A 12,687-nucleotide genomic window follows, 5' to 3' on the forward strand; every position below is an offset into this window, starting at 1 on the left:
GGCCACACAGGCATTCCGCCACATATGTAAACACGTTTATGATGCCTGACAAATGTGTGCCACTGCGCAAGGGAACATGCAATGAGGTTGATTCAGAACGCTGGCCAAGACCGAGTGATCGATTTGCTCAACGAGCGAATGAATGTGGATCACCAACTAGCCTGTGCCTCCCCAGCGCTCTCCTTATTTGCATTCTCTGAACTGGCCAAAGCCTTTGCTCAGCTACGCAAAGTTCAGTTGATTCTGCCGTCCGACAGCGAGAGTCTGGAACTGCTTGGCGGAGAAGCAGACCGAGCTGCACGTAATCGTCTCACTGCACGCAGCCTCGCTCGGCGCTGCCACCAATGGCTGAATGCCAAGGTCGAGCTGAAACGCGCCAATTCAGTTATTCCTCAAGGTATCGGTTTACTGAGAGATGCCACCGGCACGCCCGATCAGGTCGTCATGGGCTCCTTTGCACTGACCACCGACGGCCTCGGCATAACGCCCGGCAACCCGATGAGCCTGATTCAGGCCAGCGAATCTCCTCAGGAGGCGGCGATGTTTGCGCCTTGGTTCGATAACCAATGGCAAACCCTGAATACTCGCCCCAGTGACAAAACTGAACTGCTGAACGTCCTGCGCGAGATTGCCGAACAGCGCTCGCCGGCCACGCTGTACAACCTGGTTCTCCATCAGCTCTTCAAAGAGAGGGACGATGGGCTGGATGAAGAACGCGTGGTGAAATCTGCCACTGGCATACGCAACACGGTGGTTTGGAACAAGCTCTTCAAATTCCAACGCGATGGCGTTGTGGGTGCAATCGACAAGCTCAACCGCTTTGGCGGCTGCATCATCGCTGACAGCGTTGGCCTGGGAAAAACCTTCGAAGCACTCGCCGTCATCAAATATCACGAACTGCGCAACGACCGTGTGCTGGTGCTGTGCCCGAAGCGCTTGCGTGACAACTGGACGCTCTACAAGGCAAACGACCGGCGCAACGTTTTGGCGTCAGATCGTTTCAACTACGACGTCCTCAACCACACCGACCTATCGCGGGAGGCCGGGCTATCCGGCGACCTCGACCTATCCCATATCAACTGGGGCAACTATGATTTGGTCGTAATCGACGAATCGCATAACTTCCGCAACAAGAAAGCGCCACGCCAAGGCCAGGAAACGCGCTACGACCGACTCATGCGCAGAATCATCCGCGAAGGCGTGAAAACCCGCGTCCTTATGCTCTCAGCCACGCCAGTCAATAACCGCCTGGCTGATCTGCGTAACCAGATCGCTTTCGTGACCGAGGGCGATGACAACGCCCTGTTTGAATACGGCATCAGCAGCATCGAAGCCACTACCCGCAAAGCCCAGCTACAATTCAATCGCTGGCTGGACCTGGATGAGCGTGAAAAGACGCCAGAGCGCCTGGTCGAAATGCTCGGCTTCGACTACTTCACCCTGCTCGACCTACTAACCATCGCCCGCTCACGCAGGCATATCGAGAAGTACTACGGCACCACCGAAACGGGTCGTTTCCCCACTCGCCTGCCCCCGATCAACATCAAGGCGGACGTCGATGCAGCTGGGCAGTTCCGCGCCATCCGTGAAATCAACCAAGAGATTCGCCGGCTCAACCTCGCCAGCTATGCGCCCTTGCGTTACGTCATGCAGCACAAGCAAGCGGCATATGACGCTAAATACAGCACGGAGATTCGTGGTGGCGAGAGCTTCTTCCGCCAGGCTGATCGTGAAGAAAGCCTGATCCACCTGCTGCGCATCAACGTCCTCAAGCGCATGGAAAGCGCGGTGTCTTCATTTGCACTGACCCTCGAACGGCAGCTCAAGGATGTCGAACGCACACTCGAACGTATCGAGCAGTACGCTCACGAAATTGAAGAGATCGATATCACCGATGTCGACATCGACGATCCGGCGTTTGAAGCACTGTTGGTCGGACGCAAGGTCAAGGTGCTGCTGAGTGACGTTGACCTGGTACGCTGGAAGCAAGATCTGCTGGAAGATCGCAATCGCCTGGCCACGCTCCTATCGGCGGCACAACAAGTACAACCCCAGCGCGACGCCAAACTGGCGGAGCTCCGCAACTTGCTCGCTAACAAGTGCCAAAACCCGATCAATCCAGGCAATCGCAAGGTCATCATCTTCACCGCTTTTGCCGATACGGCTCGCTACCTGTATGACCAACTTGCCTCATGGGCCAGCGAAACCTTGGGCCTGCAAACTGCCTTGGTCACCGGCTCCGGCCGCAACCAAACCACGATTCCTGGCCTGCGTACCGATCTGGCATCCATACTGACTACCTTCTCCCCACGCTCGAAAGAGCGCCCTACCGACTTGGCCGAGGAAGGCGAGCTGGATCTGTTGATTGCCACCGACTGCATTTCCGAAGGCCAAAACCTGCAGGACTGCGACTGGCTGATCAACTATGACATCCACTGGAACCCGGTGCGAATCATCCAGCGCTTTGGTCGTATCGACCGCATAGGCTCGCCCAACCAGCACATCCAGCTAGTCAACTTCTGGCCCAACATGCAGCTGGAGGAATACATCAATCTGGAGCAACGCGTCAGCGGCCGCATGGTTCTACTAGACGTGTCGGCTACCGGGGAAGAGAACCTGATCGAAGCGCAGTCCGGCAATGCGATGAATGATCTGGAATACCGCCGCAAGCAACTACTCAAGCTGCAGGATGCCGTTATTGATCTGGAAGACCTATCCAGTGGCGTTTCGATCACTGACCTCACCCTCACCGACTTCCGCATAGATCTGGCCCAGTACCTAAAGACCCATCCCGGCGTGTTGGAGAACATGCCACTGGGAGCCTGTGCCATTACTACAACTCGCGATGAGGACATACCGCCTGGCATTATTTTTTGCCTACGCGCAGAGGGGGAAGCGGCGGACAAGATCAGCGATGGCTATCCACTCGCCCCCCACTATCTCATCCATGTGGCCGAAGATGACACAGTGCTACTGCCCTTCACCCAGGCCAAACGCATTCTGGATCGGCTTAAGCGTCTGGCCCTCGGCCGTGAGCTACCTGATGCCAGCGCTGGCAGTCGATTCGACGAGGTAACCAAACAGGGCGAAGACATGCGCTATGCACAAAGCCTGCTGGCGGCAGCCGTGTCATCTGTAGCCGGCAAAAGCGAAGAGCGCGCCATTGCCAGCCTATTCAATCCAGCCGGTAGTCATGCGATGAAGGGCGAGTTCGCCGGCAGCAACGACTTCGAGGTAATCGCCTTTATGGTCGTTTTGTCGCAGGAGTAAGCCGTGGTTGCCGAGGACATCATTGCAGCCCTGCAGCTACCGGAACAGACGCGAGTCAACCAACGTGTGGCCAAGAAGCTGTTGATTGAGAATCTTGCCCCCACAACCTCGGATCGCCAGCAGATCAATGACGGCGTCGAAGAGGTTCAGTGGGTAGCCGCACTTAAGCCAGGCAATTGCGGAGTTCCCGTTTACCGTGACGCTCAGCGTGAGTATGTGGAGACAGCTGTGCTGCACCTCAACCTACGCCAATCCGCACGGCCGGCCAGGCTGATTGAACTGCTGCACCGTGCTGTACCGCACCCGGCACTAGTGCTGGTCAGCACTCCAGACTCGTTACAGCTTTCCGTCTGTCACAAACGCTGGGCACAGAACGAAGCCGGTAAAATCGTGCTCGATGGAGATATCGCCACTGTCGCGTTGCGGGCTACCCCTCAGGTTAAGGCAGACTTTCTGGCTGCAGTAAGCTTGGAGCGACAACCGCGCAGCAACCTCTACGCGTTCTATCAGGGTTGGATAGATACCCTGCTGGCAATGCAGGCAGCTTATCTTACCGGCAGCTTTCGCATGGCCAGCAGTCCGACAGATGCCGCTGCAAGGCACCAAACCTTGCAAGCCTGTATCGAGCTACAAGCGCAGATCAGCGCAGTACGTACCCTGGCTCAAAAGGCTCAGCAAATTGCTCGCCAGGTGGAGCTGAACTTGCACCTGAAGCAGTTGCAAAAGGCCCTCGACGAAGCCCAAGCAAAACTTTAGACGGATGGCCTGCTGCAAACAGCAGCCCCCTGGCCAATAACCGTTAAAAGGTTGGCGAAATGAAATACCATGCCAGCCAGCATTACACCATGCCTGCAAACCACTATCTGCAGGCAGATAGTGAAGGAAAGAACGAATGAACCTGCAAAAAATCGACGCACAGTCGCCGGAAGCGCAAAGCGCCGACCTCAAGGCCGGAAACATAGCGAAGCTCAAAACCCTGTTCCCTGAGCTGATCACCGAAGGCCCCAACGGCGTAGCCATTAACCAGGACGTACTCAGACAGCTAATCGGCGAGGCAACCGTAACGGACACCGACGAAAAGTACGGCTTGAACTGGCACGGCAAGCGCGCCGCGCGCCAACTCGCGCTCACGCCTAGCACGGGTACGCTACTTCCCTGCCCCGATGAAAGCATGGATTGGGACACCACACAAAACCTGATGATCGAGGGTGATAACCTCGAAGTACTCAAATTGCTGCAAAAAAGCTATGCGGGCAAGGTAAAGCTGATCTATATCGATCCGCCCTATAACACCGGCCAAGATTTCGTATACCCAGACAACTTTCAAGATAGCATCAAGAACTATCTCGAGCTGACTGGGCAAATTGATGGCGGAGCAAGAATAAGCAGCAATACAGAGTCCAGCGGTCGTTTCCATACTGACTGGATGAACATGCTTTACCCACGATTAAAGCTTGCCAGAAATTTGCTTAGAGACGACGGACTGATCTTTGTAAGCATTGATGATACCGAGGCCGGAAATCTAAAGCTAATAATGTCAGAAGTATTTGGGGAAGAGAACTTTATTGGCAATGCCGTGTGGGAGAAAGCCTACACAGCAAATATGACCGCTCAGTTCATGTCAAATACGCATGACCATATTTTTATTTTTGCCAAAGATTGTGACTTTGCAGCCCTGGGACGATTTGACCGCACAGAAGACCAGATAGCAAAATTCAAGAACCCAGATAATGATCCACGCGGCCCTTGGAAAGCTGAGAACTTATCTGCTGGAAAATTCTATGCAGCCGGACAGTTCAAGATAACGGGACCTACAAGCCAAGAATTCCTTCCACCACCGGGAAGATACTGGCGATGCAACCAACAACAGTATGAAACTTGGCTTGCAGATAACAGGATAACATTTGGAATGTCCGGAGAGGGCCGTCCAATGTTGAAAAAATTCTTATCGGAAGTCGCAGATGGTTTAACACCAAGCACATGGTGGAATCATAACGAATTTGGCACAAACAAGGAGGCAAGCCTGGAGCTGAAACAGCTTTTCGATGGAGAAGCTTGTTTCCAAACTCCAAAACCTGAAAAATTGCTTCGCAAAATATGTGCACTTGCATCATCTGGCGACGAAATTATTTTAGATTTTTTTGGCGGTTCCGGAACCACTGGCCATGCGGTGTTGGCACAGAACTCCATTGACGGCGGGAATCGCCGCTATATTCTTGTACAGCTTCCAGAAGCCCTAGACCCTGAACATAAAGATCAAAAGGCTGCCGCGGCGCTCTGCAATACTCTCGGAGTAAAACAAAACATTGCAGAATTAACAAAAGAACGGCTACGTCGCGCAGCGAATAAGATCAAAGCCGATAACCCCATGTTTTCTGGTGATACGGGATTCCGCAATTTCAAGCTGGACACATCAAATATCCGAGCATGGAATCCAACCCCAGAAGACCTGACGGCCGATCTTCTGGCTCATCAAGAGCACCTTATTGAAGGCCGGAGCGAGTACGACATTCTTTACGAACTGCTGCTTAAGCTCGGTCTAGACCTGTGCGTCCCCATTGAGCAGCAGCAGATTGCAGAAGAAACGGTGTACAGCATCGGCGGTGGCGTACTATTGGCATGCCTGACTGAACAGATCACTCGCGATCAGGTGGAGGAGCTCGCTCAAGGCATAGTTGCCTGGCACAAGGCGCTAGCTCCTGCAAGCGACAGCACCTGCGTGTTCCGCGACAGCGCCTTTGCCAATGACATAGCCAAAACCAACCTTGCCGCCATCCTCAACCAGGCCGGTATCAAGAACGTACGGAGCTTGTAAAATGGCCGTGCCCGCGCAGCCCAAGATTTACCACATCTGCCACGTGGACCGTCTGCCGTCCATCATCGCCAGCGCTGGCTTGCTGTCCGATGCAGTACTGTTGAATCAGGCGCTGCCGGGTACGGTCATAGGCATGAACCACATCAAGCAGCGCCGTCTTGAAGAACTAAGATTGGCCAGTCATCCCACACTGCATGTGGGTGAATGCGTGCCGTTCTACTTCTGCCCCCGCTCAGTGATGCTTTTTCTGATCTACCGGCAAAGCCAAGAGCTAGCGTACAGGGGTGGGCAAGGGCCTATCGTGCATTTGGAAGCGGACCTGCACGCCGCTGTACAGTGGGCTAACGCCCAAGCCAGACGCTGGGCGTTCACGCTATCCAATGCTGGGGCCTACTACTTTGAAGACAGAGCGGATCTGACCCGGCTCAATGAGATTGACTGGAACGCCGTGCAAGCCCGCGACTGGCGTCAGCGCAAGGAAGGTAAGCAAGCCGAGTTTCTGCTCGAATACAGCTTCCCCTGGCACCTAGTCGAGCGCATCGGTGTACAGTCCCGGCAAATTTATACGCAGGTAGCGAATGTGTTGCCTGCACAAGGGCACAGACCAACGGTCGAGCTACGCCCAGAGTGGTATTACTGAGTGAAGACCCTGTCATGATCGAATTTACTAGCGGCGACATCCTGCGGGATGACTCCGAAGCCATCATTAACACCGTGAACTGTGTCGGTGTGATGGGCCGTGGCATCGCCTTACAGTTCAAGAACATGTGGCCGGAAAACTTCAAGGCTTACGAGGCTGCGTGCAAGCGCGAAGAGGTGCAGCCTGGCCGAATGTTCGTGTTCTACACCGACCAGCTCACGTCGCCGCGTTACATCATCAACTTCCCCACCAAGCGTCACTGGCGCGGCAAGAGCCGCCTACAGGACATAGAAGCGGGGCTCAGCGCGCTGGTGGCCGAGATTCACAACCGTGGTATCCGCTCCATCGCCATCCCACCGTTGGGCAGCGGTTTGGGGGGATTGGATTGGGCTGAGGTGCGCCCCCGTATCGAGGCAGCCATGGCCGATCTGCCGGATGTACACGTACGCGTTTACGAACCCAAGGGCGCTCCCGCTACAGACACCATGCACCACAGCCGCGAAGTGCCAAGCATGACCGCTGGACGCGCCGCACTGGTGGAACTGATGAACCGTTATGTCCGAGGCCTGCTAGATCCAACGATCAGCCTGCTGGAGGTACATAAGCTGATGTACTTCATGCAGGCCGCAGGCGAGCCATTACGCCTCAAGTACGTGCAAGCCGCCTACGGCCCCTACGCCGAGAATCTTCGTCACGTATTGCGCGCCATTGAAGGTCATCTGGTCGCGGGTTATGCCGACGGTGGGGATGCCCCAGAAAAGCCGATGACGCTGGTGCCTGGGGCAGTCGATGAAGCTAATGCCTTCCTGGCTGTCAATGCCGAGACACGAGCCCGATTCGACCGAGTCGGCGAGCTGGTGGCGGGCTTCGAGACGCCCTTCGGTCTGGAGCTGCTGGCGACAGTGCATTGGATCGTCAAGAACGGGGAACCCGTAACCAGCGTCGATGAGGTGATCACCCGCACCTACGCCTGGAACTCTCGCAAAAAGCAGTTCACTCCGCGCCAAATCGGCATAGCCCTCGATGTGCTGACGAACAAAGGCTGGATCGAGCCGATAGCACTAAGCGCCTGACTTCTCATGAACCTGACTCGACTCCCCATGCCGCTGCGAGGCATGGGGAGTCCATGAGCTAAATGACTAAATATCTCGCCCCTGCCTGATGGCGAGTTTGAAAATGGATTGAACATGAAACTGCACTTCGAGCCGGATCTCGACTACCAATTACGGGCCATCGAAGCGGTATGCGATCTATTCCGTGGCCAAGAGGCGTGTCGTACCGAGTTCACGGTTACCATGAAGGCTCCCTCGCCCACAGACAACGATTTCTCGCAAGGAACTTCCCCTCAGCAGTATGCCCTAGGCATCGCCGAATCCGACCTGGGTATCGGCAACCGCCTGACGCTGCTCGACGACGAACTGCACAAAAACCTCAGCGACATCCAGCTTAGTGGCGGCCTACCTCCTTCGGGTTTGCTCACCTCTGGCGACTTCACCGTTGAGATGGAAACCGGCACAGGCAAAACCTATGTCTACCTGCGCACGATCTTTGAACTGAATAAACGCTACGGTTTTACCAAGTTCGTCATCGTGGTGCCTTCGGTGGCGATCAAGGAAGGCGTCTATAAGTCGTTACAAATCACCGAGGAGCACTTCAAGGGGCTCTATGCCGGCGCGCCTTACGGCTACTTCCTATACGACTCGAACAAGCTCGGAGAGGTGCGCAACTTTGCCACCAGCTCGACCATCCAGATCATGGTGGTCACCGTAGGTGCGATCAACAAAAAGGACGTCAACAACCTCTACAAGGACAGCGAAAAGACCGGCGGTGAGAAGCCCATCGACCTGATCAAGGCTACCCGCCCGATTCTGATTGTCGACGAACCGCAGAGCGTCGATGGCGGCCTAAAAGGAGCTGGCAAAAGCGCGCTGGATGCGATGAACCCACTGTGTACCCTGCGCTATTCCGCAACCCATGTGGACAAGCATCACATGGTCTACCGCCTGGATGCGGTCGACGCCTATGAGCGCCGCCTGGTGAAGCAGATCGAGGTGGCCTCGGCAACGATTGAGGACGCCCACAACAAGCCGCGTGTTCGACTGGTGGCGGTAAGCAACAAGCGCGGCACAATTTCAGCCAAAGTCGAGCTAGATGTTGCTACAGCCTCCGGTGGTGTGGCGACTCAAGAAGCGACTGTGTACGACGGCGATGATCTGGAGCAGACCACCAAGCGTGCCATTTACAAAGACTTCCGTATTGGCGAAATCAACACCGCCAAGGACGAAGAGTTTGTCGAGCTGCGCTACCCAGGTGGCGAGAAATATCTGCGCATTGGTGAAATCCACGGCGGCATGGAGCCGTTAGCGATTCAGCGCGAAATGATCCGCCGCACGATCAAGGAGCACCTGGATAAGGAAAAACGCTTCCGCCCCATGGGGATAAAAGTGCTGTCGCTGTTCTTCATCGACACGGTCGAGCGCTATCGCCAGTACGATGCTGACGGCAATCCGGTAAAAGGAGTGTACGCCACAATTTTCGAAGAAGAATACAAGCGACTTGCCAAGCATCCGGATTACCAAAGCCTGTTCAGCGAGGTCGACTTCAACCACAGCGCTGAAGAGGCGCATAACGGCTACTTCTCCATCGACAAAAAGGGTGGCTGGTCTGACACCGCCGAGAACAACGCCGGCAACCGAGAGAACGCTGAGCGCGCCTACAACCTGATCATGAAGGACAAGGAAAAGCTGCTCAGCTTCAGTACCCCCTTGAAGTTCATCTTTTCCCACTCAGCACTCAAGGAAGGCTGGGATAATCCCAATGTCTTCCAAATCTGCACGCTGCGTGACATTCAATCCGAGCGCGAGCGCCGGCAAACCATCGGCCGCGGCCTGCGTCTGTGCGTCAACCAGAACGGCGAGCGAGTGCGTGGCTTTGAGGTGAACACTCTTACGGTGATCGCCACAGAGAACTACGAGGCCTTTGCCGAGAACCTGCAGAAAGAGATTGAAGCAGACACTGGCATTCGCTTCGGTATCGTCGAGCAGCACCAGTTCGCAGCAGTCGCAGTCACCGATGCTAACGGCGAGTCAAAGCCACTTGGTTTTGAGCAGTCCAAGGTACTGTGGGATTTCCTGCGAGCACAGCATTACATCGATGCCAAGGGCAAGGTGCAAGACTTGCTTAAACAGGCACTAACAGATGGCCAGCTGCACCTACCGCTTGAATTCGAGGCTCAGCGGTTGCAGATCATCGAACAGTTGAAGAAGGTCTCCGGCCGCCTGGAGATCAAGAATGCAGACGAGCGCCGTGCCATCCCTACCCGCCAGGCCGTGTTGCAGAGCGAAGAGTTCAAAGCCCTTTGGGATCGGATCAAGCATCAGACGACCTACCGCGTTGACTTTGATAACGAAAAGCTGATCGCCGATTGCATCGAAAACTTGCAGAAAGCCCCTGCTGTATTCCGCCCTCGCCTTCAATGGCGCAAAGCAGATCTGGCCATCGGCAAGTCAGGCGTAGAAGCCAACGAGAAGAAAGGCGCATATACCGTCAACCTGGACGAGAGCAATATCGAGCTGCCAGACATTCTGACCGACCTCCAGGATCGCACCCAGCTGACCCGCCGGACGCTGGTACGCATCCTCACGGAAAGTAAGCGCCTAGACGACTTCAAGCGCAACCCCCAGCAATTTATTGAACTGGCCGGCGAAATCATCAACCGATGCAAGCGCCTAGTGCTGGTGCACGGCATCAAGTACGTGAAACTGGACCACAACAGTTTCTACGCTCAGGAGCTGTTCGAGCAGCAGGAACTGACCGGCTACCTGAAAAACATGCTGCTCAACACCGAGAAATCCGTCTACGAGCACGTGGTCTACGACTCAGCAGTCGAACGCAACTTCGCCCAGGCGCTGGAGCATAACGATGCTGTGAAGGTTTACGCGAAGCTGCCGGGCTGGTTCCGTATCCCCACCCCACTTGGCAGCTACAACCCTGACTGGGCAATATTGGTAGAGCAAGATGGTGCGGAGCGCCTCTACTTCGTAATAGAGACCAAGGCTAGCTTGTTCAATGATGACCTGCGGCCTATCGAGCGAGCAAAAATCGACTGCGGCGCCGCTCATTTCGAAATGCTTGCAGCCGATGCCGCCAGCCTGCACTTCGGGCGTGCGAGTAGCGTGGACGATATCATAGCAGGTGTACTGAATTAACTAGATCGGCTCATAGCGGTTGGGTAGGCGACATCCCGCCCAACCGCTAGCGGGGAGCTCGACAACACTAGCCGGTATGTCACACCTAAGCTCTAGAACGAGGCACGACGGTACAGAGGCTAAACGTCCGACTCAGCGGCATCTCCTCGGTTGGCCTATACGCAAGCTTCGCCCCCCCTTAGGCTTAAGTCGTAGATGCTGAGCATTTTTGACGAGATACTTCATGGCCTTATGCACGTGGGGCCGAATTGCTCGATCACTCCTCAGAATGCGGCCGATACCACACCCGTTTTCGTATTGTTCCTTATCGTGGTTGCAGCTGTAGATGTAGCCCTGACCATACGTGATGTCCTCCCACAACTCGCCGAGCTGGATGGCCTTGTAGACATCACCCTGCACCTCGTTGCCATTGAAGAAGTAGGCAGCATGGATGTGGTAGCCCCCACCATCCTTCCTATCACCCTGCTCCACTGAATAAATGTGGCCGATGAGGTGATCAAAGATCGTATTGCGCTTGTGCTTGGCGATCAGTTCATCCAAGTCATCGAAGACATGTTCGACTCGCAGCCTGACCTGTGCCTCAGAACGGTAGTGGAAGTCGACCCGGATGACGGTGATACGCGAGTAGAGCTCACATAAGGCATCGGCGTAGTCGCAGACTTGGATCTCCTGCTCCTTGGCCTGGTGGCGGAGGTCATGCTTCCTGCGGAGATACCACCGCTCACGAACCAACTGACGGATCCGGGCGACCAAGACGTTCATGCTGTGATGATGATCCAGGTAGGCCGTACCCTCCTCATTCAGACAGGTAGGGCCATCAGGGTGACGCTCCAGCCCGATGTCCTGACATGCAGCCCTAAACGCTTGCAGATGCTCACTGTAGCTGTATTCGATACGGCCTTCGAATAGGTCAACCATCTGCCGGATATGATCGAAATACTGAGAGAGCTTGGTCTCTTGGACGCGCTCGTACCCTGTGCGGGCTTGCTTGATGCGGAATGCCGGTGAATCGGAATCTTCGATGACTTGGACAAGTCGCTCAATCTGAAGAGCAATGTTGGACTGGGAAAGGTGAGTGTAAGTTCTGCGATTGGTCATGGATGGGTACCTGGCTGGTTGTTATACATACCAGGTACGCGTTGTGTGTTTTTTAACCGATCACCTATCCCTACCTGTTCAGTAGGTGTAGTACTGGATAAGTGTCAATGACTATTGGACTATTAGGCATTGATAGCTAATAGCTATATCACTAGAAGCAGCCCAGCCCATTACCAACCCTCCCGGCGAGCCAGGCAATGGGGAGCAACATTGCCAAGCCCACCAGGGGATTTGCCGAATTGCATCTTGGGAGAGTTAGCTGAGAATCCCGAATTATCCCAAGCGGCATAAGCGCCATGACCAGCTGCCAACCGGTCATGGCGTAAATGGTGGTTTCTAGCTGGCCCTGCTCAGGTGTCCAGTGGTGCGCACCGCAGTACCTTCTGCCAAGTCACGCTCCTCGATCCTAGCCAGGATCCAGTCGTGCACCTCGCTGTCGACCCAACCGACGCAGCGATCCCCCAGCGAGACGGGCTTCGGGAAGGTGCCCTCCCCGATGTATTTGTAGATGGTCGACCGCGCCAAGCCGGTCGAGTCGATGACTTCTTTCAGACGGATGATCCTCATGAACGGGGCTCCTCGTATTCGTTCAGAGGATTGGCAGAGCCGGTAAAAAAGCACTGAAGAACTGATCCGCTGGCGCTCCTCTCATTCAC

8 protein-coding genes are annotated in these 12,687 nt (G+C 55.1%); 6 read left to right on the forward strand and 2 right to left on the reverse strand.

Features of this window, described 5'->3' with window-relative positions; genetic code table 11:
• Positions 1-81 precede the first annotated feature (81 nt).
• From ACZ5KU_RS27650 to ACZ5KU_RS27675, 6 genes are all read left to right on the forward strand, one after another.
• Complete coding sequence (locus ACZ5KU_RS27650; RefSeq protein WP_464736529.1) at positions 82-3,270, forward strand: helicase-related protein; 3,189 nt, start codon at positions 82-84, stop codon at positions 3,268-3,270.
• Positions 3,271-3,273: 3 nt separating this feature from the next.
• Positions 3,274-4,026, forward strand: a complete 753-nt coding sequence (locus ACZ5KU_RS27655) for a DUF4391 domain-containing protein (protein WP_464736530.1) — start codon at positions 3,274-3,276, stop codon at positions 4,024-4,026.
• Positions 4,027-4,162: 136 nt separating this feature from the next.
• Positions 4,163-6,085 (forward strand): site-specific DNA-methyltransferase, encoded by a 1,923-nt coding sequence (locus tag ACZ5KU_RS27660; protein ID WP_464736531.1) that lies wholly within the window; start codon positions 4,163-4,165, stop codon positions 6,083-6,085.
• Between the two features lies 1 nt (position 6,086).
• Positions 6,087-6,725 (forward strand): type II toxin-antitoxin system toxin DNA ADP-ribosyl transferase DarT, encoded by a 639-nt coding sequence (gene darT / locus ACZ5KU_RS27665; protein WP_464736532.1) that lies wholly within the window; start codon positions 6,087-6,089, stop codon positions 6,723-6,725.
• 14 nt (positions 6,726-6,739) lie between these two features.
• Entirely contained in the window at positions 6,740-7,798 is a 1,059-nt protein-coding gene (darG, locus tag ACZ5KU_RS27670) for a type II toxin-antitoxin system antitoxin DNA ADP-ribosyl glycohydrolase DarG (protein WP_392483906.1), read from the forward strand.
• A gap of 114 nt (positions 7,799-7,912) precedes the next feature.
• Entirely contained in the window at positions 7,913-10,933 is a 3,021-nt protein-coding gene (locus ACZ5KU_RS27675; protein ID WP_464736533.1) for a type III restriction-modification system endonuclease, read from the forward strand.
• A 132-nt stretch (positions 10,934-11,065) separates the two neighbouring features.
• On the opposite strand, the gene ACZ5KU_RS27680 is transcribed toward ACZ5KU_RS27675, so the two are convergent.
• Both ACZ5KU_RS27680 and ACZ5KU_RS27685 read right to left on the reverse strand, forming a co-directional pair.
• Positions 11,066-12,031: a hypothetical protein gene (locus ACZ5KU_RS27680; protein WP_464736534.1), complete on the reverse strand. Its 966-nt coding sequence runs from the start codon at positions 12,029-12,031 to the stop codon at positions 11,066-11,068.
• A 336-nt stretch (positions 12,032-12,367) separates the two neighbouring features.
• Positions 12,368-12,598: a helix-turn-helix transcriptional regulator gene (locus ACZ5KU_RS27685; RefSeq protein ID WP_464736535.1), complete on the reverse strand. Its 231-nt coding sequence runs from the start codon at positions 12,596-12,598 to the stop codon at positions 12,368-12,370.
• Positions 12,599-12,687 lie beyond the last annotated feature (89 nt).

This window comes from Pseudomonas sp. Tof1, from assembly GCF_055390395.1.